We start from the raw sequence: 22,328 nt of genomic DNA on the forward strand, positions 1-22,328 counted from the left end.
GCGGCTCGCGGCGGTCCGCGTCACCTTTTCACGCCGTCAGACCGCGTCGGCGATGGCCCGCAACGCGTGCGGACGCAGCCGCAGCCCCGGTGCGGACCGGTGGGCGGGCAGGTGCACGAGGCGCGCGTTCAGCTGCGCGGCCAGCCGTTCCGGGCAGCCCGCGGACCTCCGCCGTGTGCGGATCACGGTCACGGGCACGGCGGGCAGGCGATGCTCGGCCCTGATCTCGCGCAGCTCGACGGCCATGTCGCGGCGGGCCAGCCACTCCCCCGCGATCGCGGCGGCCACCCGCCCGCCCCGGTAGAGGCGGTGGGTGTCGGCGCAGCCCGCGATCAGCCGGTGCGCCACCGGCCCGGCCAGGCGGGCCAGCGCGGCCGCGCCCCACGTGCCGCCCAGCGCGGGCAGCCACGCGCCGAGCGCCCGCCCGATCGAGGAGGTGCCGCGCCCCGGCGGAGGCGGGCAGGCCGGGTCCACGAGCACGAGCCGGGCCACGCGCAGCGGGTGCAGCCGGGCGAACGCCTCGGCGTGCCAGGCGGCGACGGCGTGCGCGACCACCGTGACCCGTTCGGGGTGCTCAGGGGCGAGCGCGGCCAGCCGCGCCGCCTCGCCGTACAGGGTCGGAGGTACGGGGGACGCGGGGCTCAGCCCGAGCCCCGGGCGGTCGAACCGGATGACGAGGCGGTCACGCGCCAGGTCGGCGGCGATCGCGTCCCAGTGGCACCAGGCGCCGCCCGGACCGCATGCGATCAGCACGGCCGGGCCCGAGCCCTCACGGACGACGTGCAGGGGGCCCGGCATCAGGACGGTGGCGTCCGATTCGAGCAGCCGTACGGCCACGTACACCAGCCAGACGGCGACCAGCGTGACCAGCCCCCGCTGGGCGAGCCCGGCGAGCTGGCCGGAGGCGGCCGTCACCAGGGTGAGCGCGCCGGCGACGGCGGTCAGCCCGGTGAGCAGCCACGCCCCGGTGGCGCGCCAGCGGGCGCTGAGCACCGCCATGGAGACCGGCACGGCGACCGCGGCGAGCACCGCGGCGGCGACGTGCGCGTGGTGGGAGAGGGTGGCGGGGACGCAGGCCGGGTCGCTGAGCACGGCGCAGTCCATCGGGAACAGGCCGGCGAGCGCGGTCAGCAGGCCGGCCGAGGCCAGCGCGAGCCAGCCCTGCCACTCCTGGCGGACCCGGGGCGCGAGCGCCACGCCGGCCAGGCAGGCCAGCCCGGCCAGCACGTCGCTGACCCTGAACAGGCGGGTCCACTCCTGGTCGCGGGCCGCGAGCTCGCCGACGTAGCCGTGGGCCCTGTCGACCCGCGGCGTCGTCAGCTGGCCGGTGACCCACGCGCTGGACAGCAGCGCGGCCCCGATGAACGCGGACGCGGCCAGCACGCACAACCTTCGCTCCACGTGATGATTACATCACCGTGGGCGACCGGGGCCGTGAAGCGTCAGAGCCCGGGAGCGCCCCAGACCGGGAACCAGCGGCTGAGGTCCTCCTCCAGCGGCAGCTCGCCGTCGAGCACCCCGCGCGCCTGCAGCTCCAGGGCGTTGTCGCGGCGCTGTCCCGACAGCGGCGCGAACGGGTAGAAGGTGCCGCGCTTGTAGAGGTAGACGACGGCCAGCCGCCTGCCGTCGGGGTCGGCGAACGACACCAGCGAGCACAGCAGCGACGGGCCGAACCCGGCGTCCTCCAGCGAGGAGTTGACCGCGTGCAGCTCGGTGACCAGGTCGCCGACCGCGTCGGGCGTCCGGCGCACCAGCAGCCAGGTGTAGCCGTAGCTGTCGGTGAACTCCTCCACCCGGCCGCCGAGCAGGTCCTTGACGTCGCGCTCCAGGGTGGCGAAGGCGCCGCCCTCGGCCGCGCGGAACGACACCGAGCCGGTGCCGGTCGGCACCATGCCGGTCGCCGCCTGGAGGGTCACGGCCGCCGACGGCAGTGCGAACAACGCGTCGAGATCGGGTTTGACCGGCTTCGTCCGGCCCAGGATGGCATCGAGCCAACCCATCGCGCTCAGCCCCTTCCGAGTTGGTTGGAGATCTTCGCGAGCTGGTCCAGCCGTCGCTCCAGCGGCGGGTGGGTGGAGAACAGGTTGGCCAGCGTCTCCCCCTTGGCCCGGGCGGGCGCGAAGTAGAACGCGTTGAACGGCTCCGCGTCGCGCAGATCGCGGGTGGGGATCCTGGCCATGTCCCCGGAGATCTTGACCAGCGCGCTCGACAGGGCCGACGGCTGCTGGGTGAGCAGCGCGGCCGCCCGGTCGGCCGACAGTTCGCGGTAGCGCGACAGTGCTCGCGTGAGCAGGAAGCTGACCGCGTACACCACGATCGAGACGACCATGACGATCAGCCCGATGGGCAGGCCGCCCTGGCCGTTGCCGCGGCGGTTGCCGAGCCCGGTATAGAGTGCGACGCGCGTCATCAGCCCGGCCACGATGCCCAGGAACGACGCGATCGTCATCACCACCACGTCGCGGTGGGCGACGTGCGACAGCTCGTGGGCCAGCACCCCTTCGAGCTCGCGCGGCTCCAGTCTGCGCAGGATGCCGGTCGTCACGCAGACGACGGCCTTCTTGCGGTTGCGCCCGGTGGCGAACGCGTTGGGGACGTCTGACTGCGCGATCGCCACCCGGGGCTTGGGCATGTCGGCCATCGCGCACAGCCGATCGATCATGCCGTGGAGCTCGGGGGCCTCCTGGGGCGAGACCTCCCGGCCGTGCATCGCGAACAGCGCGATGCGGTCGGACAGGAAGTACTGCACGAACAGCAGGACCCCCGCGATCACCAGCACGGTGACCGCCTGCGCCCCCAAGGCGATGAGGACGCCGACGAACACCACGTAGAGCAGGCCGAGAAGGAACATCGTCGCGACCATCCGGCGGGTGAGGCCGCTGTCGGGCGCGAACCTGGTCTTCATCGGCTCAGCCCGGAATCAGGCCCTGGTCTCCCAGCATCTCCCGGACCTCCTCGATAGAGGCGTCCGCGGGGGGAAGGATCAGCTCAGAAGGCTCCAGGGAGTCGTCCGGCAGGCTCTTGCCTACATGGCGCACCTTGTCGAGCAGCGCGTGCAGCTTGACGCGGAACGCCTTCTCGTCGCCCGCGTCGATGGCCGCCTCGAGCTCGCTGTCGAGGTCGTTGAGCACCGCGATGTCCTCGGGCGAGATCTCGATCTGACCCTCGCCCATAATCCTGACGATCATGCGCCCTCCCCAGGCTGACGAAGCTGCTGGGTCTGCTGGGGCTGAGCCTGCTGCTGGGGCTGAGCCTGCTGCTGCGGCGGCTGCTGGCCCTGCTCGATGGCGGACTGCGGAGCGGGGCCCTGGCCGAGCTCGGACTTCATCCTGGCCAGCTCCAGCTCGACGTCCATGCCGCCGCCCATGCGGTCGAGCTCGGCCTGGATGTCGTCGCCGCGGCTGCCGCTGTAGTCGTCGAGCGCGCCGCTGGCGAGCAGCTCGTCGATGGCGCCGGCGCGTGCCTGCATCTGGGCGGTCTTGTCCTCGGCGCGCTGGATCGCGAGGCCGACGTCGCCCATCTCCTCGGAAATGCCGGAGAAAGCCTCGTTGATGCGCGTCTGCGCCTCGGCGGCGGTGTAGGTCGCCTTGATGGTCTCCTTCTTGGTGCGGAAGGAGTCGACCTTGGCCTGCAGCCGCTGCGAGGCGGTGGTCAGCTTCTCCTCCTCACCCTGCAGGTTGTCGTGCTGGACCCTGAGGTCACCGATCTGTGCCTGGAGGTTGGAGCGGCGCTGCAGCGCCTCCCTGGCGAGGTCCTCGCGCCCCACGGACAACGCCTTGCGGCCCTGCTCCTCAAGACGCTTGCTCTGCTGCTCAAGGCCATTGATCTGCAGCTCCACACGCTTGCGAGAAGTGGCGACGTCCGCCACCCCGCGACGCACCTTCTGCAGCAGCTCCAGCTGCCGCTGATAGGAGTAGTCGAGGGTCTCGCGTGGATCCTCCATCTTGTCCAAGGCCTTGTTGGCCTTGGACTTGAAGATCATTGAAAGTCTCTTCATCACGCTCATGCGCGTCGGCCGTCCCCTTCTTCGGTCGTGCTGTGGTCACCCAGTGCAGCGCAGCCGCCTTGGGATTACCCTACGCATAACGCACGAGGGCGTCACTAAGTTGCAGTCCAGGTAGGGTTGAGACGTGTTGCGACGCCGTTCCCAAACCTCCGTGGACGACTCCCCCGTCCCCTCTGACGATCCTAAGCCCCAGGGCAAGGGCCGTCCCACTCCCAAGCGCCGGGACGCCGAGAGCAGACGACGCCAGCCGGTGAGCGCGCCGAAGGACCGCAAAGAGGCCTATCGGCAGATGCGGGCCAAGCAGACCGCCGAGCGTGAGCGGGCCCGCAGGGGCATGCTCGCGGGCGACGAGCGCTACCTCCCCGCGCGCGACAAGGGCCCGGCGCGCAAGTTCGCGCGCGACTGGGTCGACTCCCGCCGGCTGCCCAGCCAGTACTTCCTGCCGTTCTCGCTGCTGATCCTGCTGGCGACCTGGGTGCCGTGGCCGCCGGCCGTCCGCGTCCAGGTGCTCAACGCGGTGATCGTGGTGGGCTGGCCGGTGATGATGGTGGGCGTGGTCTTCACGTCCGTCTACGTGTCCTGGAAGGTCAAGCGCGAGGTGGCGGCGAAGCTGCCGGACGAGTCGCTGCGCGGGGTGGGCTTCTACGCCGCGATGCGCGCCCTGCAGATCCGCAGGCTGCGCTTCCCTCCGCCCACGCTGCTGCCGGGCGGCAAGCCGGTGCCGCCGAAGAAGTAGACCCGCGCGCGGAACCCCGCCGCAGCACGCCTCCGCCGGACCACGGGCGGATCTTCCGGCATGAAGCCATAAGGTCTGATCCATGGAATTCCGTCACCTCGGCCGCAGCGGTCTCATGGTCAGCGAGATCAGCTACGGCAACTGGCTCACCCACGGCTCCCAGGTCGAGGAGGACGCCGCCAAGCTGTGCGTGCAGGCGGCGCTCGACGAGGGCATCACCACGTTCGACACCGCGGACGTCTACGCGGGCACCAAGGCCGAGGAGGTGCTCGGCAGGGCGCTGAAGGGCGTCCGCAGGGAGTCGCTGGAGATCTTCACCAAGGTCTACTGGCCCACCGGCAAGGGCCGCAACGACCGGGGCCTGTCGCGCAAGCACATCACCGAGTCCATCCACGCCTCGCTGCGCCGCCTGCAGACCGACTACGTGGACCTCTACCAGGCGCACCGCTTCGACTATGAGACCCCGCTGGAGGAGACGCTCAAGACCTTCGACGACCTCGTACGGCAGGGCAAGGTCCTGTACGTGGGCGTCAGCGAGTGGTCGGCGCCCCAGATCGCCGAGGCGCTGAAGATCGCCGATCAGATGGGCTTCGACCGCATCGTCTCCAACCAGCCTCAGTACTCGATGCTCTGGCGGGTCATCGAGGGCGAGATCGTGCCGCTGTGCGAGCGCGAGGGCGTCGGCCAGATCGTCTGGTCGCCTATCGCGCAGGGCGTGCTCACCGGCAAGTATCTGCCCGGCCAGGCCCCGCCCGAGGGCTCCCGGGCCACCGACCAGGCGGGCGGCGCGGGCATGATCGCCCGGTTCATGAAGGACGACGTGCTGGCGAAGGTGCAGGAGCTCAAGCCGATCGCCGCCGACCTGGGGCTGTCGATGGCGCAGCTGGCCGTGGCGTGGGTGCTGCAGAACCCGAACGTCTCCAGCGCCATCGTCGGCGCCAGCCGCCCCGACCAGGTGCGCGACAACGTCAAGGCGGCGGGCGTCAAGCTCGAGGCCGAGGTGATGAAGCGCATCGACGACGTGCTCGGCTCGCTGGTCGAGCGCGACCCCGGCAAGACGGCGAGCCCGCCGAAGCGTCCCTGACGAGCGACGACCCCTTGAGCCCGGGGCTCAAGGGGTCGTCCCGTTCGCGGGGACGTCACTCCTGGCGCAGCGACAGCCCTCGGTACTCGACCCGTTCCTCTTCGAGGAGCGCCACCTGTTCGACCCCCGAGTCGAGCAGCTCACGCCAGTTCTCGCCGAGCCACGACTCGGCGTCGGCCTGGCTGGGAAAGACCTCACGGGGCAAGGGACGGTCCGTCACCTCACCGCCGTGCGCGTCCTCGTAACGCCAACGCCATGTCATGCCATTCGCTCCTTCTCCGCCGGCCCGCCGGCACACCCCCCGGCGGCATTGGAACCCTACTCCGGCCGCGGCACGTGATCGATCCCGCGCGCCCGCTCCCCTCCATGATCGGCCCCCGCCGCGCGGCCTCCTCCCCCGGGTTTGTACGCTCGGCGCGATGAGGCTTCTTCTCACCGGCACCGCGGGGGCGGGAGGCTGGCCGGAGCCGGGGTGCCCGTGCGCGTCCTGTGCTACGGCCGACCGGCCAGGCCGACGGCCGTTCGGCCTGGTCGTCGACGACGTGGTGGCGTTCCCGTGGGCGGCGGCGCCGCGCGGTTACGAGGTGCTCGCGGGCGGGCTGGGGCTCGCGGGGCCGGACGGGCGTCGGGTGCTGTGCGTGCCCGCCGATCGGGAGGCACCGCTCGACGCGGCGGTCCCGTACGACGTCGTCCTGATCGACCTCCTGGACCGCCCCGAGAGGCTCGGGGCGCTGCGGCGGTCCGGCGCGGTCACCGGCGAGACCCAGGTCGTCGCCGTCGGCCTGGACCACCGCGTCCGGTCCGCGGCCGAGCTGCGCCGGCGGCTGCGCCTGTGGGGCGCCGTCACCGTGCCGGACGGGACCGTCCTCCACGCAGGCGGGCCGCCGCCGAAGGCGACCGCGCTCACGACCGGACGACCCCCGGACGGAACCGCACGCCACCCCGGACAGCCGGGCGGCGTCGAGGGGGAGGCCGTGCCCCCGGCGCGACGGGCGCTGATCCTGGGCGGGTCGCGTTCCGGCAAGTCGGCAGAGGCCGAGCTGCGGCTGGCGGCGGAGCCGTACGTCACGTACGTCGCGACCGGCCCTTCGGCGGAGGGCGACGCGGAGTGGGCGGCCCGGGTGCGCGCCCATCGGGCGCGGCGGCCCGCGCACTGGGACACCGAGGAGACCACGGACCTGGCCGGGGCGATCCGCGCGGCCACGGCCCCGCTTCTGGTCGACGGCCTGGGCACGTGGCTGGCGGCGGTCTTCGACGAGCACGGCGCGTGGGACGGCGACCGCACGCCGGTGGACGAGCGGTGCGACGAGCTGGTGAGCGCCTGGCGGCGGGCGCCCGGGCGCGTCGTGGCGGTATCGGACGAGGCCGGCATGGGCGTGGTGCCGGCCACGGCGAGCGGCCGCGCCTTCCGTGACGCGCTCGGCCGGCTGAACGAGCGGCTGGCGGCCGAGTCGGAGGACGTCACGCTGGTCGTGGCGGGCCGGCCGCTCCCCCTCTGACGTCGGCTGCTGACGTCAGCGGACGGAGCGGGCGTACCAGCGGCCGTGCAGCCGGTCGACGTGGAGCGGGAGGCCGAAGCAGTCGGACAGGTTGGCCGGGGTGAGCACGTCGGCCACCGGACCCGCCGCCAGCACCCGCCCCTCGCGCAGCAGCAGGGCGTGGGTGGTCGTCGACGGCACCTCCTCCAGGTGGTGGGTGACCGTGACGGTGGTGAGCACCGGCCGGGTCTCCGCCAGGCCCTCGACGGCGTCGATGAGGTCCTCGCGGGCCGGCAGGTCGAGCCCGGCGAACGGCTCGTCGAGGAGCAGCACCGCCGGGTCGGCCATGAGCGCCCTGGCCACCCGGATCCGGGCCTGCTCCCCTTGCGAGCACACCCGGAACCGCCGGTCGGCGAGGTCCTTGCAGCCGAGGTCGGCGAGCAGCCGCCTGGCCCGGTCGTGCTCGGCGTCGCCGTAGCGGTCCCAGAGCGGGGCGCTGGTGCCGGTGTGGCCGGTGAGGACCACGGTGTGGGCGGTCGCGCCCTCCTCCTCCATCAGGCTCTCGTCGATCAGGTGCTGGCTGGAGGAGACCAGGCCGATATGGCGGCGCAGCTCGCGCAGGTCGACGCGGCCGAGCCGGTGGCCGAGCACGGTCACGGCGCCCACGGTCGGGTGGCGCACGGCCGCCGCGAGCGACAGCAGCGTCGTCTTGCCCGCGCCGTTGGGGCCCAGGACCACCCAGTGGTCGCCGTAGGCCACGTGCCAGTCGACCGCGTCCAGCAGGGTCTTGCCGACGACCCGGACGCCTACGCCTTCGAGTTCAACCACGTGCATCCGGCAAGCCTATGGGACACCGGGTGACAGGCCGCCGCGATCGCCGTCACCCGTAGGATCGGTCCTCATGCGCTTCCCTGAGAACGTCTTCGATCTGGTCGGCGGCGAAGACGCGATCTGGTCGGACGACCACGCGGACCTGAGTGCCGAGACGCTGCGGGTGACGGGACCGCACGGCGAGTTCTTCATCAAGCAGGGCCCGGTGGCGGTGGCCGAGCACGAGCGGCTGCGGTGGCTCAAGCGGTGGGCGAGCGTGCCGGACGTGGTGGCGTTCGAGGGCGACGTGCTGGTGCTGGCCGAGGCGGGCTGGCGGAGCCTCGACCACAGGCCGCCGCCGGACGCCGGCACGATCATGGGGCGGGCGCTGCGCGAGCTGCACGGGATCCCGGTGGCGGAGTGCCCCTTCGACGAGCGGCTGGACGTCAAGCTGTCCAGGGCGGCCGGTCACGTGCGCGCCGGGCTGGTCGACCCCGCCCGCTTCCACGGCGACCACGCCGGCCTCACGCCCGAGCAGGTGTACGACAGGCTCCTGGCGGAGCGGCCGGCCGGCGAGGATCTGGTGGTCACGCACGGCGACTTCACCCCCGCCAACGTGCTCGCCTCCGGCTCGGGCGAGGCGATCCTGGTCGACGTCGGCGAGCTCGGCGTGGCCGACCGCCACGTGGACCTGGCCGTCGCGCTGCGCGAGCTGGACGGGCGGGCCGCCGCCGACCTCCTGGCCGCGTACGGGCCCGCCGAGGTCGACGAGGCCAGGCTCTCCTACTACCGGCTGCTGGCAGAGCTGCTTTGAGCGCCGCCGGGCTGCGGCTCGCGCTCGGCACGCTCACCGTGTTCCCGGTACGGGTGACGCGGGTGGACCGCGGGGCGGCGGGCCGGGCGATGGCACTGGCCCCGGCCGTGGGGTTGGCGCTCGGCGCGGTCGCCGCGCTGCCGCTGCTGCTGCCCGGGCCGCCGCTGCTCGGCGCGGCGCTGGCGCTCGGGCTGCTGGCGGTGCTGACGCGAGGGCTGCACCTGGACGGGCTCGCGGATCTGGCGGACGGGCTGGGCAGCGGGAAGCCCGCCGCCCAGGCGCTCGACATCATGAAAAAGTCGGACATCGGGCCGTTCGGGGTGATGGCCGTGCTGTTCACGGTCCTCGTCCAGGCGGCCGCCCTGACGGAGGCCGGGGCCGCCGGGCTGGTCACGGCGTGCGTGGCGGGCCGCCTGACGCTCGCCTGGGCCTGCCGCCCCGCCGTGCCCGCCGCCCGCCCCGACGGGCTGGGCGCGATGGTCGCGGGCACGGTACGGACCGGCACCGCCCTCCTGGCGACCCTCGCCGCCCTGGTCGTCACGGCGGCCCTCGCCCCGGCCGCCGGGCTGGTGAGGTCGTGGACCGCGCCCGAACCGTCCGGGGCGTTCCAGAACCTGCTCCGCTACCGGGAACAGCTGGAACCGGGGATCTGGGAGCCGTGGCCGGGGGTCCTCGGGCCGCCCGTCGCGCTGCTGGCCGGGCTGGGGCTGGCGATGCTCCTGCTCGCCCATGCCCGGCGCAGGCTCGGCGGGATCACCGGCGACGTGCTCGGCGCCCTCGTGGAGACCGCCGCCGCGGCGACCCTCGTGGTCTACGTGCTGGTCGTCTGACGCCCGGCGAGCCGATCGGCGGACGGTGCCCGTACCGGGAAGATCCTGAGCAGGACCGCGCCGAGGATCGCGAGCAGGACCCAGCCCACGAGGCCGGTCAGCCCGGCGAGCGCCAGGTTGGGCGGCTCGGCGACGTCGCCGAGGAGCAGGAGGATGCCCGCGGTCGCGTTGAGCGAGCCGTGCGCCACGACGGCCGGCCACACGCTGCCCGAGCGGAGCCGCAGCCATCCCAGCACCACCCCGGCCACCACGCAGAAGCCGGTGAAGTAGAGCGCGGCCCCGGCGCCCAGGTTGGGGTAGTTGTAGCCGAGCAGGGTCAGCGGCGCGTGCCACAGCCCCCAGATGGCGCCCGAGAGCATCAGGCCGGCCACGATGCCGCGGGTGCCGGTGAGCCTCGGCACGAGATAGCCGCGCCAGCCCCACTCCTCCCCCAGCGAGGGGAGGGCGTTGAGCAGCGGCCCGGCCACCACGCCGATGACGAACTGGATGACGACGCCGGTGGCCAGGCCGGCGGGCACGGGCACGTTCTGCGCCTCCAGCTGCGCCCGGTAGAGGCTGAGCCCGTCGAGGTCGAGGGTGAGCAGCCCGGCCGCGACGCTGAGCGCCGCCGCGAGGGCCACCAGCGCGGGCACGCCGAGCCACGCGGCGAGCACGAGCAGCAGGGTGCGGCCCTTGCGCTCGCCGAGCGTGAGCCCGGTCTCGCGCGCCCACTCGCGGAACGGCACCCGCGACGCCCGCCACGCCGCCAGCACCCCCAGCGTGGGTGTGAACATCATCAGCATGCCGAAGACCGGCATCAGCGGGTGTCCGAGACCGCTGCCCAGCCACAGCGGCAGGGCGACGAGCCAGGACAGGACGAAGGCGACGGCGAGGAAGACGGGGAGCGGCTTCACGCGGTCCTCCTCTCCGCGATGAGGGTGTTGATCAGGGAGGCGCCGCGCTCGGCGTCGTCGATGCTGATGCCGAGCTGGCCGCCGGAGCGGTAGCGCAGGACCAGGCACTCGCCGCCGCGCAGCATGATGGTGGCCCTGCCGGGCAGGCCGCGCACGCCCCACCCGCCGACCTGGCTCGGGTGGCGATCCTCGGTGTAGGCCCGGTCGATCTTGTCGAGCCTGATGCGGCGGACGGGCCAGCCGAACGGCCCGAAGGCCAGCACCAGCCCGTCCTCGCTGACCCGCGCCGTGAGCGAGGAGGCGAACAGCCCCACCGCCAGCACGATCACCAGCGCGGGCAGCACGGCGCCGAAGCTGGACAGGCGGACGACCCCGGTCACGTCCAGCGTGCCGAGGGCGAACAGCACGGCTGCCCCGGCGGCGGTGATGAGCAGTGGCCACGGGTTGCTGATCCGGCTGACCCAGACGGCCCGCTGGCCGCTGCGCAGCGTGAGCCTGGGCGGCTCCCCGTCGCCGGACAGCGGGTCGGGCTCGCCCCTGCCCAGGTAGCCGGAGAGCGCCGCGGCGGCCAGCGGCACGACGAGCACCGCGACCGCCGCCAGCGGGCTGAGCCGCGCGTCCGTCCAGGCCGGGACGTCGAGGTTGGCCAGCAGCGTCATGGCAGAGATGCTGATCGCGAACAGCGCGCCGCCGGCGAACAGCGCCCACCAGGACACGCGCCCGGACCTGCTGTCCCTGGCCCGCCGCGCGGCGGCGACCAGCCCCAGCCACAGGAAGCCCCACAGCGCCGCCTGCATGATCAGGTGGACGGGGAAGGACACGGCGTTGTCGGGGGCCATGCCGGGGCCCCAGTGGACGGCCATCGGGTCGGGCAGCCGGTCGCGCAGCGCCAGCGGCGGCCCCACCACCGCGACGGCGACGACCGCGCCCGCCGGCACGGCGATGGTGCGCAGGTTCATGCGAGCTCCTCGAGTATGGCGATCAGATCCTCCCGGCCGTATCCGTACCTCTGGGCCTCGTCCAGCAGCTCGCGGGCCCGCTCGCGGAGCAGGGTGCGCGCGTCGGCGCGGGCGGCGACGCTGACGCCGCGCCCGCGCCGGAACTCCAGCAGCCCTTCGTCGCGCAGCTCGCGCATGGCGCGCAGCACGGTGTTGGGGTTGATGCCCAGCGCCGCCGCCAGGTCGCGAGCCGGCGGCAGCCGGTCTCCCTGGGCGTAGCGGCCCTCGCCGATGGCGCGGCGGATGGCCGCGGCCACCTGCTCGTGCAGGGGACGAGCGTCGTTGAGGTCCAACGTCAGCAACATGATGCTAATGACACTAGCACCATGTCTTCATGAAGGCGACTCACGATTCATGGGATGAACCCCTGTTTGTTAGTACTCAGAAACCCTCGATAGAGTCGGTTTACGTGACCACTGTGCGGCTGAACTCAGCAGATCCCGTATCCTTCGACACCGACGCGCTGATCGTCGGTTTCCGGTCCGGCCCCGAAGGTCCCCGCCCCGCGACGGGCGCCGATCCCCTCGAAGCGGCCTTCGGCGGCAAGCTGGCCGCCACGCTGTCCTCCCTGGGGTTCGCCGGCAAGCCCGGCGAGATCGCCAAGCTGCCGGCCTTCGGCTCCGTCGCCGCGCCGCTGCTGGTCGCGGTCGGCCTGGGCGAGTCGGCGGACCTCGAAGGGCTGCGCCGCGCCGCCGGCGCCGCCGTGCGCTCGCTGGCCGGCACCGCGCGCGCCGCGCTGGTCCTGCCGGCCGAGTCGGCCGACGAGGCCGAGGCCGTGGCGCTGGGCGGGCTGCTGGGGGCCTACGCGTTCTCGCGCTACCGCACCGGCGAGGGCCAGAAGGACCCCGTCGCCGAGCTGACCGTGCTGTCCGGCGCGCCCGGCGAGGTCGCCGCACGCGCCGCCGTCCTGGCCGAGTCCGTCGCGCTGGTGCGCGACCTGGTCAACACCCCGCCGTCCGACCTGTGGCCGGCCAAGTTCGCCGAGATCGCCGAGCAGACCGGCGGCGAGGCGGGCCTGTCCGTCGAGGTGCTCGACGACAAGCAGCTCAAGGACGGCGGCTACGGCGGCCTCATCGGCGTCGGCCAGGGCTCGGCCAACCCGCCGCGGCTGGTCCGCCTGTCCTACACGCACCCCGAGGCCGACAAGACCCTGGCCTTCGTCGGCAAGGGCATCACGTTCGACTCCGGCGGCCTGTCGCTCAAGCCGTCCGCGTCCATGGACTGGATGAAGTCAGACATGGGCGGCGCGGGCGCGGTGTTCGGCGCGCTCGTCGGCATCGCGAGGCTCGGCCTGCGGGTCAACGCGATCGGCTACCTGTGCCTGGCGGAGAACCTCCCCAGCGGCACCGCGCAGCGCCCCTCCGACGTCATCCACAGCTACAGCGGCAAGACCGTCGAGGTGCTCGACACCGACGCCGAGGGCCGCCTGGTCCTCATGGACGGCATCGCCCGCGCCGCCGAGGACAACCCCGACGCGATCATCGACGTGGCGACGCTGACCGGCGCCCAGATCGTCGCGCTCGGCTGGCGCACCGCCGGCATCATGGGCAACGACGACGAGCTGCGCGACCTGGTCGTCGAGGCGGCCGGCGCCGCCGGCGAGGGCGCCTGGCCGATGCCGCTGCCCGAGGAGCTGCGCAAGGGCCTCGACTCCCCGATCGCCGACATCGCCAACCTCCAGCCGGAGCGCTGGGGCAGCATGCTCGCCGCCGGCATCTTCCTGAAGGAGTTCGTGCCCGACGGCGTGCGCTGGGCCCACATCGACATGGCCGGTCCCGCCTTCAACAAGGGCGAGCCGTACGGCTACGTCCCCAAGGGCGGCACCGGCGCCGTCACGCGCACGCTCATCGGACTGGCCGAGCGGCACGCGAGCACGGCGAACAAATGAAAAGATGAAGGCGACAAGACCACCCCGACAAGGAGCCTTCCTGTGGCCTACGACATCGTCGTCCTAGGTGGCGGCAGCGGCGGTTACGCCTGCGCGTTGCGGGCGGCCGAGCTGGGCATGTCCGTCGCGCTGATCGAGAAGGACAAGATCGGCGGCACCTGCCTCCACCGGGGCTGCATCCCCACCAAGGCCCTGCTGCACGTCGCCGAGGTGGCCGACGAGACCAGGGAGAGCGAGTCGTTCGGCGTGAAGGCTCGCTTCGACGGCATCGACGTCCCCGGCGTCCACGCGTTCAAGGACAAGATCGTCACCCGTGCCTGGAAGGGCGTGCAGGGGCTGCTCAAGGCCGCCGGCGTCACTCTGGTCGAGGGCGAGGGCCGGCTCGCGGGCGGGCGCCGCGTCCAGGTGGGCTCCGAGGTGTACGAGGGGAGCCACCTCGTGCTGGCGACCGGCTCCGCGCCCAGGTCGCTGCCCGGCCTCGAGATCGACGGCGAGCGCGTCATCACCAGCGACCACTCGCTCAGGATGGACCGGGTGCCGTCCTCGGTGGTGGTGCTGGGCGGGGGCGTCATCGGCGTCGAGCTGGCCAGCGTCTACCGCTCGTTCGGCGCCGAGGTGACCATCGTCGAGGTCCTCCCCCGTCTGCTGCCCGCCGAGGAGGAGTCCAGCTCCAAGCTGCTGGAGCGCGCCTTCCGGCGGCGCGGCATCAAGTACGAGCTCGGCGTGCGCTTCGACGCCGCCAAGACCACCGAGACCGGCGTGCTCGTCACGCTGGCCGGCGGCAAGACCCTCGACGCCGAGATCCTGCTCGTGGCGGTGGGCCGCGGCGCGGTCACGGAGGGCCTGGGCTTCGAGGAGGCCGGCGTGGCCGTCGAGCGCGGCACCGTCACCGTCGACGAGCACTGCCGCACCTCCGCGCCCGGCGTCTACGCCGTCGGCGACCTGATCGCGACCCCTCAGCTGGCCCACGCCGGGTTCGCCGAGGGCATCATGGTCGCCGAGCACATCGCCGGGCTCGGCCCGGCGCCCATCGACTACGCCGGGGTGCCGCGGATCACCTACTCCGACCCCGAGGTCGCCTCGGTCGGCATCACGTCCGCGCAGGCGGCGGAGCGCGGGATGGAGATCGTCGAGCAGGTCTACGACCTGGCGGGCAACCCCAAGAGCCAGATCCTCGGCACGGCGGGCGCGGTCAAGGTGCTCGCCCGCAAGGACGGGCCGGTCGTCGGCGTCCACATGGTGGGCCGCCGCATCGGCGAGCTCATCACCGAGGGGCAGCTCATCTACAACTGGGAGGCGCTGCCCGCGGAGGTCGCCCAGCTCATCCACGCACACCCGACGCAGTCCGAAGCGGTCGGGGAGGCCATGCTGGCATTGGCCGGCAAGCCGCTGCACGTACACAACTAGTCAAGCCCTCGAGATCAGAACGCGAGAGAAGATAACGATGCCGGTCTCCGTACAGATGCCCCAGCTCGGCGAGAGCGTCACCGAGGGCACCGTCACCCGTTGGCTGAAGAAGGAGGGCGAGCGCGTCGAGGCCGACGAGCCGCTCCTCGAAGTGTCGACGGACAAGGTCGACACCGAGATCCCGTCGCCCGCCGGCGGTGTGCTCCAGAAGATCGTCGTGGCGGAGGACGAGACGGTGGAGGTCGGCGCCGAGCTGGCCGTCATCGACGAGACCGGCCAGGCCGGCGCCCCCGCCCCGGCCGAGGAGGCGGCCCCCGCTCCCGAGCCTGAGCCGGAGCCCGAGCCGGAGCCGCAGCCCGCGCCCGCCTCGTCGATCCCGCAGCCCGCCCCGGCCGCCCCCGCACCGCAGCCGGCCCCGCAGCCCGCGCCCCGGCCGGCTCCGCAGCCCGCGGCCCAGCCCGCGGCGCAGGCGCCCGCGCCGCTGCCCACCTCGGGCGAGAGCCCGTACGTGACGCCGCTGGTGCGCAAGCTGGCCAACGAGCACGGCGTGGACCTCGACTCCGTCACCGGCACCGGGGTCGGCGGCCGCATCCGCAAGCAGGACGTGCTCGAGGCCGCCAAGCAGCAGCGTGAGCAGGCCCCCGCCCCCGCCGCCGCGCAGGCCCCGGCCGCCGCTCCGGCCGCCGCGCCGCAGGCCGCCGCCCCGGCGGCTCAGGCCCCGGCCGCCGCGCCCGAGCAGGTGGAGGTCGACGACACGCTGCGCGGCCGCACCGAGAAGATGACGCGGCTGCGCCAGACGATGTCCAAGCGCCTGGTGGAGTCGCTCCAGACGGCCGCCCAGCTCACCACGGTCGTGGAGGTCGACGTCACCAAGGTGGCGCAGCTGCGGGCGCGGGCCAAGGACGAGTTCTTCCGCCGCGAGGGCGTCAAGCTGTCGTTCATGCCGTTCTTCGAGATGGCCGCGATCGAGGCGCTCAAGCAGCACCCGAAGCTCAACGCGACGATCAACAACGAGACCATGGAGGTCACGTACTTCGACGTCGAGCACCTCGCCATCGCGGTCGACACCGAGCGCGGCCTGATCGCGGCGGTCATCAAGAACGCCGGCGACCTCAACCTCGCCGGGCTCGCCCGCAAGACGGCCGACCTGGCCGAGCGGACCCGCGCCAACAAGGTGACCCCCGACGAGATCACCGGCGGCACGTTCACGCTGACCAACACCGGCAGCCGCGGCGCCCTGTTCGACACGCCGATCCTGAACCAGCCGCAGGTCGGCATGCTCGGCACCGGCGCCGTGGTCAAGCGGCCCGTCGTGGTCGACACGCCCGAGGGTGAGGTCATCGCGGTCCGGTCGATGGTCTACCTGGCGCTCACCTACGACCACCGCCTGGTCGACGGCGCCGACGCCGCCCGCTTCCTGACGACGATCAAGCGCCGCCTGGAGGAGGGCCGCTTCGAGGCCCAGCTCGGCCTCGCCTGACGAGGACCTGAAGGGGCCGGGCGCGCACCGTCGCGCCCGGCCCCTTCGCGCGTTCCCGAACGAACTTCGGGCACCCGGCACCAACCGCAGGACAAAGCTCCGACGGCAGGTGCCCCGGGGACCGCTTCGGCGCGGCTGCCGGACGCTCTCGGACCGTCGATCCGTGAGCACGGCGAGCACGGTCACGGGTCAGTGAGTGCGGCGGGCGCGGTTATGGGGTCGTCGGGAATCGCGCGGGAGGTGACGGCCGGCGGGAAGGCGGCGTCGTAGGGTGGTCGTATGGCGATCATCGTGACGGGGGCATCGGGGTTGCTGGGCGTGCCGCTGGTCGCCGCGCTGCGGGGCGCGGGCGAGCGGGTGGTCACTCTGGTGCGACGCGAGCCCAGGAGCGGCGACGAGGCCCTTTGGCGGCCCGCTGAGGGGGTGCTGGACCCGGCCGTCCTGGACGGCGCGAGCGCGGTGGTGCACCTGGCCGGGGCGCCGATCGCCGAGCGGCGCTGGACCGCCGCGTACAAGCGGGAGCTGGTGCGCAGCCGTGTCGACAGCACGAGGCTGCTGGTGCGGGCGATGAGAGAGGCGCGGCGGCCTCCGGGCGTGCTGGTCTCGGCGTCGGGGGTCGACTTCTACGGCGACACCGGCGACCGGGTGGTCGACGAGGGCGCGCCTGGCGGCAGCGGGTTCCTGCCGGAGCTGTGCGAGCGGTGGGAGGCGGAGGCGGCCGCCGCCGAGGAGTTCGGGGTGCGGGTGGCGCGGCTGCGGACCGGGCTGGCGCTGAGCGGGCGCGGCGGCGCGCTCGTCAGGATGCTGCCCGTCTTCAAGGCCGGTCTCGGCGCGCCGCTCGGCTCGGGCAAGCAGTACTGGTCGTGGATCAGCGAGCCCGACTGGGTGGGCGCGGTGCGTCACATCCTGGCGACGCCCGAGGTGGCGGGCCCGGTCAACATGGGCTCCCCCACGCCCGTCACCAACGCCGTCTTCACCCGGACGCTCGGCCAGGTCCTGCGCAGGCCGACGATGCCGATGCCGGTGCCGGGGTTCGCGCTGTCGCTGGGGCTCGGCGAGTTCGCCAAGGCGGGGCTGCTGCCGAGCCATCGCCTGCGGCCGGGGAAACTGCTGGACAGCGGGTACGAGTTCACCCATAGCGACCTCGCCGACGCGCTCCGCGCCGTACTGTAGTGAGCTGTTCCACCTTCGCTCCGGGAGACTCCGTATGACCAGGTCAGGCCAGTCGCACATCCTCGCGATCGGGGGCGGCTCGTTCCGCCCGACCGGCCGCTACGGTTTCATGGAGGCGAGCCCGCTGCTGCGCTACGGCCTCGACCTGACCGGTCAGGACCGTCCCAAGCTGGGCCTGCTCGCCACCGCGACCGGCGACGACGCCGCCTGGCTGCTGAAGATGTACGGCGCGTTCACCGGATGGGACGTCGAGGTCAGCCACCTGACCGTGTTCCCGATGCCGAACGTCGAGGACCCGGCCGCCTGGATGCTCGAACAGGACATGATCTACGTCAGCGGCGGCAGCGTGGCCAACCTGATGGCGCTGTGGCGGCTGCACGGGCTCGACGAGGCGTTCGCGGAGGCGTGGCGGGCCGGGGTGGTGCTGTCGGGGCAGAGCGCGGGCGCGCTGTGCTGGCACGTCGGCGGCAACACCGACTCCTTCGGCCCCGAGCTGCGGGCGTGGTCCGACGGGCTGGCCCTGCTGCCCTACTCGTGCGGCGTCCACTACGACTCCGAGCCGCAGCGGCGGCCGCTGCTGCATGAGTCGGTGGCGAGCGGCGAGCTGCCCGACGGCTACGCCGCCGACGAGGGCGTGGCGCTCCACTACGCCGGCACCGAGTTCATCCAGGCGGTCAGCTGCCGGCCCGAGGGTCACGCGTACCGCGTCGAGCATGACGGCGCCGGCGGGGTGAAGGAGTTCAGGATCGAACCTCGGCTGCTGACATCCTGAATTACCCTACAAGGGTGAGGGAACGGCACAATGGACCCATGCGCCCCATCAACGGGGTCGATCCCCACAGCCTCGCCATCGTCCGTCTAGGCGTCGACGTCCCCTACGAGCAGGCCTGGTCGCTGCAGCGCTGGGTGCACGGCAAGCGGGCCGCCGGAGAGCTCGGCGACACGCTGCTGATCCTTGAGCACGCGCCGGTCTACACCGCCGGCAAGCGGGCCGCCGCGCACGAGCGTCCGGCCGACGGCACGCCGGTCATCGACGTCGACCGGGGCGGCCGGGTGACCTGGCACGGCCCCGGCCAGCTCGTCGCCTATCCGATCGTCGCGGTCTCGGACGTGGTCGACTACGTGTGCCGGCTGGAGGAGACGATGATCCAGGTGTGCGCCGACTTCGGCGTCACCGCCAGGCGGGTCAAGGGGCGTCCCGGGGTGTGGGCCGCCGGCGACGCCAGTCTGGGCCTGCCCGACCGGCAGCTCGGCGCGGTGGGCATCCGGGTCTCGCGCGGGGTGTCGATGCACGGGTTCGCGCTCAACTGCGCGAACGACCCCCGGTGGTTCAACCGGATCGTGCCGTGCGGCCTGCCCGACGTGGGCGTCTCGACGCTGTCGGCGGAGACGGGCCGGCGCATCGTGGCCGAGGAGGTCATGCCGATCGCGGAGAAGCGCCTGGCGGAGGCCCTCGGCCGCGAGCCGTACGACCTCCACGAGGAGGATCTCCTGCGCCGCTGACCTCCCCTGGTCTGACCCCGCGGATCAACCCTCGGGCCCTTACCCGGCCGGGGCGGCGGTGCCTATGATCAGGGCGTGAAACGCGCCGCCGCCTTTCTCATCGCCCTTCTGGTGCACGCGCTGACGCTCGCCTTCATCGTGCTGGGCGCGCGCACGATCGTGGTCAACGCCGAGTTCGTCTTCGGCTGGCTGATCGGCGGGCTGCTGATCGGCATCGGGTGGCTGCTGCGTCCGCGCCTGGCGCGCGTGCCCGCCGACGCCGAGGTGCTCGGCCGGGAGGACGCCGCCGAGCTGTACGCGACGGCCGGGCGGGTCGCGTCCCGGATGGGGGTCAGGCCGCCGGAGCTGGTGGCGGTCAGGGATCTCGAGACCGAGACGTCTTACCGGAGAGTGGGGCTCAGGCGCACGCCGGTGCTCCTGGTGGGGCTGCCGGTGTGGCTGGCGCTGAGCCCGCGGCAGCGCGTGACCCTGCTGGCGACCGCATACGCGGGCGAGGCGACCGGCGACGACCTGGTGGTGGGCGGCGCGCTGTCGACGCTGGGCGAGTGGCGGCAGGCGCTGCTGGGCTCCGCGCCGCTGACGGCGCGCGAGGAGGCCCGCGACAAGTTCACCGGTACGCTCGGCGCGCTCCACACGCCGGACACGAGCTACGAGGTGGCCGGGTGGATCGGCCGGGTGATCGGCCGGGTGCTTGGCGCCCCGGTGCTGCTGGTGGAGTACGCGCTCACCCGGCTGGCCCGTTCGGGCGACGGGCGGGCGCGCGAGCGCAGGCTGGCGCTGGCCGCGAAGGCGGTCACACCCGAGGAGGTGGCGGACCTGGAGGAGCTGATCGCCGCCGGCGGCTACCTCGCGCCGATGCAGGCGGCCGCGCTGCGCGGCGAGACCGTGCCAGCGATCAGGCGCGACGCGCTGGCCCGCGCCGACCGGCCGGGGCCCGCGCGTTCCCCGCTGCTGGGCGAGGTGGAGTCCGGGCGCATCGACGAGGAGTTACTCGCCCACTACACCCGCGCGGTGCGCGGTTTCGGGCTCATCGCCTGATCCACGCCCCTGGCGAGGGCCATGCGGGCGGGAGACGTAAGCTGGCAGGGTGACCGTTGCTCCTGAAGGCCGAAAGCTCCTCCGCCTGGAGGTGCGCAACGCCGAGACCCCTATCGAGCGCAAGCCCCCGTGGATCAAGACCAAGCTGAAGACGGGCCCCGAATACACCGAGCTGAAATCGCTCGTGCGCCGCGAGGGCCTGCACACGGTCTGTGAAGAGGCGGGCTGCCCCAACATCTACGAGTGCTGGGAAGACCGCGAGGCGACGTTCCTCATCGGCGGCGACCAGTGCACCCGCCGCTGCGACTTCTGCCAGATCGACACCGGCAAGCCCAAGGAGTACGACCGCGACGAGCCGCGCCGGGTGGCCGAGTCCGTCCAGCAGATGGGCCTGCGCTACGCCACCGTGACCGGCGTGGCCCGCGACGACCTGCCCGACGGCGGGGCCTGGCTCTACGCCGAGACCGCGCGGCAGATCCACGCGCTGCTGCCCGGCTGCGGCGTCGAGCTGCTCGTGCCCGACTTCAACGGCGACCGCGGCCAGCTGGAGGAGGTCTTCTCCAGCAAGCCGGAGGTGTTCGCGCACAACGTCGAGACCGTGCCGCGCATCTTCAAGCGGATCCGGCCCGCGTTCCGCTACGACCGCTCGCTGAAGGTGATCACGACGGCCCGCGAGGCCGGGCTGGTGACCAAGTCCAACCTCATCCTCGGCCTGGGCGAGACCCGCGAGGAGGTGCTGGAGGCGATGCGCGACCTCCACTCCGCCGGCACCGACCTGCTCACCATCACGCAGTATCTCCGGCCGACCCCGCGCCACCACCCGGTGGAGCGCTGGGTCAAGCCGGAGGAGTTCGTGGAGCTGCAGCGGGAGGCCGAGGAGATCGGCTTCGCCGGCGTCCTGTCCGGCCCGCTGGTCCGCTCGTCGTACCGCGCGGGCAAGCTCTACCAGCAGGCGATCACCGCCCGCCAGACGGCCTGACCGCGCCGCCCAGCGCGGCGTGTTCGCGGCGTCACAGCGCCGTCTTCGTGGCGTGGTCGCGGCGTCGTCCGCGGCGTCGTCCGCGGCGTCGTTCGCGGTGTGATCGCGGCGTCGTTCGCGGCGTGATCGCGGCGTCGTTCGCGGTGGCCACGTGGCGTCGGAAGCCCCGGGCGGGGTCCCGGGGCTTTCGCGTTTCCCCGATCCGGTCGCCGCGCTACCGTGAGCGTCGGAAGGGGGCGAAACGTGGCCATTCTGATCCGGACCGGGGACGTGCCGCCGGGGCAGCGGCTCGACGCCTGGCGCAGCGTGGTCTGCGACACGCTCGGCCCGCTCGACTTCCACATCGCCCGCGGCACCCCGCTGCGGGGGCAGATCGAGGCCGGGCAGCTCGGCCCGATCGGCGTCGGCAAGGTGGAGACCTCCACGCCCCACAGCGTGCACCGCACGGCGGGCCTGATCCGGCGTGACAGCCCCGAGCTCTACCGGCTGGTGCTGGCCGTGTCGGGCAGCCCGATCCTGTCGCAGGACGGCCGCTCGGTCCGGCTGGCCCCGGGCGGGTTCGCCCTCTACGACTTCACCCGGCCCTACGAGCTGGCCTACGACGCGGCGGTGCGGCTGGCGGTGTTCAGCTTCCCGCGCGAGCTGCTGTCGCTGCCCGCCGGCGCGGCCACCTCGATCACCGCCGTGCCGATCCCGGCCGGCGAGGGCACCGCCGCGCTGGCCGCGCCGCTGCTGCGCCGGGTGGCGCTCGACCTGGAGACCTACCGGCCGGCCAGCGCCGCGCGGCTGTCCACGGTGGTGATGGATCTGGTGGCCACCGCCGTGGCCGAGCGCGTGGACCGGCTGGACGAGGTGCCGGAGCGGGCCCGGCAGGAGGCGCTGACGGCGCGGGTGCACGCCTTCATCGAACGCCATCTGGGCGATCCCGGCCTGGACCCGGCCGCCGTGGCCGCCGCCTGTCACGTGTCGCCGCGCTCGCTGCACCGGGTGTTCGAGGCCCGCGACACGACGGTGGCGGGCTGGATCCGCCATCGGCGGCTGGAGCGCTGCCGCCGCGACCTGGCCGATCCGGCGCTGGCGGGCGTGCCGGTCAGCGCGGTGGCGGCCCGCTGCGGGCTGCCCGACCCGGCCCACTTCAGCCGTCTGTTCAAGCGCGCGTACGGGGTGCCGCCGGCCGAGTACCGGCGGGCGAGCCTGCGGTAGGCGCGCAT

At 73.2% G+C, this 22,328-nt stretch carries 24 protein-coding genes; 14 read left to right on the plus strand and 10 right to left on the minus strand.

Annotated features, from left to right (window positions below; all coding sequences use genetic code 11):
• Positions 1–36: 36 nt before the first annotated feature.
• From ACIBF7_RS13630 to ACIBF7_RS13650, 5 genes are read right to left on the minus strand one after another with little or no spacing between them, the layout of a single operon-like run.
• Positions 37–1,401, minus strand: a complete 1,365-nt coding sequence (locus ACIBF7_RS13630) for an alpha/beta fold hydrolase (protein ID WP_397197186.1) — start codon at positions 1,399–1,401, stop codon at positions 37–39.
• A gap of 41 nt (positions 1,402–1,442) precedes the next feature.
• Positions 1,443–2,000, minus strand: a complete 558-nt coding sequence (locus ACIBF7_RS13635; RefSeq protein ID WP_271279994.1) for a hypothetical protein — start codon at positions 1,998–2,000, stop codon at positions 1,443–1,445.
• Between the two features lie 5 nt (positions 2,001–2,005).
• On the minus strand, positions 2,006–2,905 hold the full coding sequence (gene htpX, locus ACIBF7_RS13640; protein WP_148032824.1) for a zinc metalloprotease HtpX: 900 nt from the start codon (positions 2,903–2,905) through the stop codon (positions 2,006–2,008).
• A gap of 4 nt (positions 2,906–2,909) precedes the next feature.
• Positions 2,910–3,188, minus strand: coding sequence for a hypothetical protein (locus ACIBF7_RS13645; RefSeq protein WP_148032825.1), 279 nt, complete (start codon positions 3,186–3,188; stop codon positions 2,910–2,912).
• On the minus strand, positions 3,185–4,006 hold the full coding sequence (locus ACIBF7_RS13650; RefSeq protein WP_148032826.1) for a PspA/IM30 family protein: 822 nt from the start codon (positions 4,004–4,006) through the stop codon (positions 3,185–3,187). Before ACIBF7_RS13650 ends, ACIBF7_RS13645 begins: the two co-directional genes overlap by 4 nt.
• A gap of 151 nt (positions 4,007–4,157) precedes the next feature.
• On the opposite strand from ACIBF7_RS13650, the gene ACIBF7_RS13655 reads away from it, so the two are divergent.
• Positions 4,158–4,742, plus strand: coding sequence for a DUF3043 domain-containing protein (locus tag ACIBF7_RS13655; RefSeq protein ID WP_261808686.1), 585 nt, complete (start codon positions 4,158–4,160; stop codon positions 4,740–4,742).
• 82 nt (positions 4,743–4,824) lie between these two features.
• On the plus strand, positions 4,825–5,826 hold the full coding sequence (locus ACIBF7_RS13660; RefSeq protein WP_219544681.1) for an aldo/keto reductase family protein: 1,002 nt from the start codon (positions 4,825–4,827) through the stop codon (positions 5,824–5,826).
• Between the two features lie 55 nt (positions 5,827–5,881).
• On the opposite strand, the gene ACIBF7_RS13665 is transcribed toward ACIBF7_RS13660, so the two are convergent.
• Positions 5,882–6,088, minus strand: a complete 207-nt coding sequence (locus ACIBF7_RS13665) for a hypothetical protein (RefSeq protein WP_148032828.1) — start codon at positions 6,086–6,088, stop codon at positions 5,882–5,884.
• Between the two features lie 157 nt (positions 6,089–6,245).
• Here ACIBF7_RS13665 and ACIBF7_RS13670 point away from each other — a divergent pair, with 157 nt between their 5' ends.
• Positions 6,246–7,325: a bifunctional adenosylcobinamide kinase/adenosylcobinamide-phosphate guanylyltransferase gene (locus tag ACIBF7_RS13670; protein ID WP_397197187.1), complete on the plus strand. Its 1,080-nt coding sequence runs from the start codon at positions 6,246–6,248 to the stop codon at positions 7,323–7,325.
• Between the two features lie 15 nt (positions 7,326–7,340).
• Here the strand turns inward: ACIBF7_RS13670 and ACIBF7_RS13675 are convergent, their stop codons facing one another.
• Positions 7,341–8,138, minus strand: a complete 798-nt coding sequence (locus ACIBF7_RS13675; protein ID WP_148032830.1) for an ABC transporter ATP-binding protein — start codon at positions 8,136–8,138, stop codon at positions 7,341–7,343.
• A 67-nt stretch (positions 8,139–8,205) separates the two neighbouring features.
• On the opposite strand from ACIBF7_RS13675, the gene ACIBF7_RS13680 reads away from it, so the two are divergent.
• The gene (locus ACIBF7_RS13680; RefSeq protein ID WP_397197188.1) at positions 8,206–8,928 is read left to right on the plus strand and encodes an aminoglycoside 3'-phosphotransferase; all 723 of its coding nucleotides are present in this window, start codon (positions 8,206–8,208) and stop codon (positions 8,926–8,928) included.
• Positions 8,925–9,758, plus strand: coding sequence for an adenosylcobinamide-GDP ribazoletransferase (locus tag ACIBF7_RS13685; protein WP_397197189.1), 834 nt, complete (start codon positions 8,925–8,927; stop codon positions 9,756–9,758). The genes ACIBF7_RS13680 and ACIBF7_RS13685 overlap by 4 nt, the downstream gene beginning before the upstream one ends.
• On the opposite strand, the gene ACIBF7_RS13690 is transcribed toward ACIBF7_RS13685, so the two are convergent.
• Genes ACIBF7_RS13690 through ACIBF7_RS13700 form a run of 3 tightly spaced genes read right to left on the minus strand, consistent with a single transcriptional unit; the run spans position 9,740 to position 11,954 of the window.
• Positions 9,740–10,651 (minus strand): lysostaphin resistance A-like protein, encoded by a 912-nt coding sequence (locus ACIBF7_RS13690; protein WP_397197190.1) that lies wholly within the window; start codon positions 10,649–10,651, stop codon positions 9,740–9,742. The genes ACIBF7_RS13685 and ACIBF7_RS13690 overlap by 19 nt on opposite strands.
• Entirely contained in the window at positions 10,648–11,610 is a 963-nt protein-coding gene (locus ACIBF7_RS13695; RefSeq protein WP_397197191.1) for a hypothetical protein, read from the minus strand. The genes ACIBF7_RS13690 and ACIBF7_RS13695 overlap by 4 nt, the downstream gene beginning before the upstream one ends.
• Positions 11,607–11,954 carry a GntR family transcriptional regulator gene (locus tag ACIBF7_RS13700; RefSeq protein ID WP_397197192.1) on the minus strand — a complete coding sequence of 116 codons (348 nt, stop codon included), beginning with the start codon at positions 11,952–11,954 and terminating at the stop codon, positions 11,607–11,609. The genes ACIBF7_RS13695 and ACIBF7_RS13700 overlap by 4 nt, the downstream gene beginning before the upstream one ends.
• A gap of 104 nt (positions 11,955–12,058) precedes the next feature.
• On the opposite strand from ACIBF7_RS13700, the gene ACIBF7_RS13705 reads away from it, so the two are divergent.
• The 9 genes from ACIBF7_RS13705 to ACIBF7_RS13745 all read left to right on the plus strand — a co-directional run bounded on the left by ACIBF7_RS13705 (position 12,059) and on the right by ACIBF7_RS13745 (position 22,320).
• Positions 12,059–13,537, plus strand: coding sequence for a leucyl aminopeptidase (locus ACIBF7_RS13705; protein WP_261808688.1), 1,479 nt, complete (start codon positions 12,059–12,061; stop codon positions 13,535–13,537).
• A 42-nt stretch (positions 13,538–13,579) separates the two neighbouring features.
• The gene (gene lpdA, locus ACIBF7_RS13710; RefSeq protein WP_397197193.1) at positions 13,580–14,944 is read left to right on the plus strand and encodes a dihydrolipoyl dehydrogenase; all 1,365 of its coding nucleotides are present in this window, start codon (positions 13,580–13,582) and stop codon (positions 14,942–14,944) included.
• A 37-nt stretch (positions 14,945–14,981) separates the two neighbouring features.
• Positions 14,982–16,424, plus strand: a complete 1,443-nt coding sequence (gene sucB / locus ACIBF7_RS13715) for a 2-oxoglutarate dehydrogenase, E2 component, dihydrolipoamide succinyltransferase (protein ID WP_397197194.1) — start codon at positions 14,982–14,984, stop codon at positions 16,422–16,424.
• 279 nt (positions 16,425–16,703) lie between these two features.
• Positions 16,704–17,597 (plus strand): TIGR01777 family oxidoreductase, encoded by an 894-nt coding sequence (locus tag ACIBF7_RS13720; RefSeq protein ID WP_271278488.1) that lies wholly within the window; start codon positions 16,704–16,706, stop codon positions 17,595–17,597.
• A 34-nt stretch (positions 17,598–17,631) separates the two neighbouring features.
• On the plus strand, positions 17,632–18,369 hold the full coding sequence (locus ACIBF7_RS13725; RefSeq protein ID WP_148032838.1) for a peptidase E: 738 nt from the start codon (positions 17,632–17,634) through the stop codon (positions 18,367–18,369).
• 38 nt (positions 18,370–18,407) lie between these two features.
• Complete coding sequence (gene lipB, locus ACIBF7_RS13730; protein WP_271278489.1) at positions 18,408–19,100, plus strand: lipoyl(octanoyl) transferase LipB; 693 nt, start codon at positions 18,408–18,410, stop codon at positions 19,098–19,100.
• A 75-nt stretch (positions 19,101–19,175) separates the two neighbouring features.
• Positions 19,176–20,138 (plus strand): hypothetical protein, encoded by a 963-nt coding sequence (locus ACIBF7_RS13735; RefSeq protein WP_397197195.1) that lies wholly within the window; start codon positions 19,176–19,178, stop codon positions 20,136–20,138.
• Positions 20,139–20,187: 49 nt separating this feature from the next.
• Positions 20,188–21,117 (plus strand): lipoyl synthase, encoded by a 930-nt coding sequence (gene lipA, locus ACIBF7_RS13740; protein ID WP_219544691.1) that lies wholly within the window; start codon positions 20,188–20,190, stop codon positions 21,115–21,117.
• Between the two features lie 243 nt (positions 21,118–21,360).
• On the plus strand, positions 21,361–22,320 hold the full coding sequence (locus ACIBF7_RS13745; RefSeq protein WP_271278492.1) for a helix-turn-helix domain-containing protein: 960 nt from the start codon (positions 21,361–21,363) through the stop codon (positions 22,318–22,320).
• The last annotated feature ends 8 nt before the right edge of the window (positions 22,321–22,328 follow it).

Origin of the sequence: Nonomuraea sp. NPDC050478 (assembly GCF_044458265.1) — a bacterium.
GTDB classification, from domain to species: Bacteria; Actinomycetota; Actinomycetes; order Streptosporangiales; family Streptosporangiaceae; genus Nonomuraea; species Nonomuraea ferruginea.

What these genes read in the sequence shown, in the direction of transcription:
- ACIBF7_RS13635 (WP_271279994.1), bottom strand. Translation starts at nt 2,000, where the DNA reads ATGGGTTGGCTCGATGCCATCCTGGGCCGGACGAAGCCGGTCAAACCC.
- htpX (WP_148032824.1), bottom strand. Translation starts at nt 2,905, where the DNA reads ATGAAGACCAGGTTCGCGCCCGACAGCGGCCTCACCCGCCGGATGGTC.
- ACIBF7_RS13645 (WP_148032825.1), bottom strand. Translation starts at nt 3,188, where the DNA reads ATGATCGTCAGGATTATGGGCGAGGGTCAGATCGAGATCTCGCCCGAG.
- ACIBF7_RS13650 (WP_148032826.1), bottom strand. Translation starts at nt 4,006, where the DNA reads ATGAGCGTGATGAAGAGACTTTCAATGATCTTCAAGTCCAAGGCCAAC.
- ACIBF7_RS13660 (WP_219544681.1), top strand. Translation starts at nt 4,825, where the DNA reads ATGGAATTCCGTCACCTCGGCCGCAGCGGTCTCATGGTCAGCGAGATC.
- ACIBF7_RS13665 (WP_148032828.1), bottom strand. Translation starts at nt 6,088, where the DNA reads ATGACATGGCGTTGGCGTTACGAGGACGCGCACGGCGGTGAGGTGACG.
- ACIBF7_RS13670 (WP_397197187.1), top strand. Translation starts at nt 6,246, where the DNA reads ATGAGGCTTCTTCTCACCGGCACCGCGGGGGCGGGAGGCTGGCCGGAG.
- ACIBF7_RS13675 (WP_148032830.1), bottom strand. Translation starts at nt 8,138, where the DNA reads ATGCACGTGGTTGAACTCGAAGGCGTAGGCGTCCGGGTCGTCGGCAAG.
- ACIBF7_RS13680 (WP_397197188.1), top strand. Translation starts at nt 8,206, where the DNA reads ATGCGCTTCCCTGAGAACGTCTTCGATCTGGTCGGCGGCGAAGACGCG.
- ACIBF7_RS13695 (WP_397197191.1), bottom strand. Translation starts at nt 11,610, where the DNA reads ATGAACCTGCGCACCATCGCCGTGCCGGCGGGCGCGGTCGTCGCCGTC.
- ACIBF7_RS13700 (WP_397197192.1), bottom strand. Translation starts at nt 11,954, where the DNA reads ATGTTGCTGACGTTGGACCTCAACGACGCTCGTCCCCTGCACGAGCAG.
- sucB (WP_397197194.1), top strand. Translation starts at nt 14,982, where the DNA reads ATGCCGGTCTCCGTACAGATGCCCCAGCTCGGCGAGAGCGTCACCGAG.
- ACIBF7_RS13720 (WP_271278488.1), top strand. Translation starts at nt 16,704, where the DNA reads ATGGCGATCATCGTGACGGGGGCATCGGGGTTGCTGGGCGTGCCGCTG.
- ACIBF7_RS13725 (WP_148032838.1), top strand. Translation starts at nt 17,632, where the DNA reads ATGACCAGGTCAGGCCAGTCGCACATCCTCGCGATCGGGGGCGGCTCG.
- lipB (WP_271278489.1), top strand. Translation starts at nt 18,408, where the DNA reads ATGCGCCCCATCAACGGGGTCGATCCCCACAGCCTCGCCATCGTCCGT.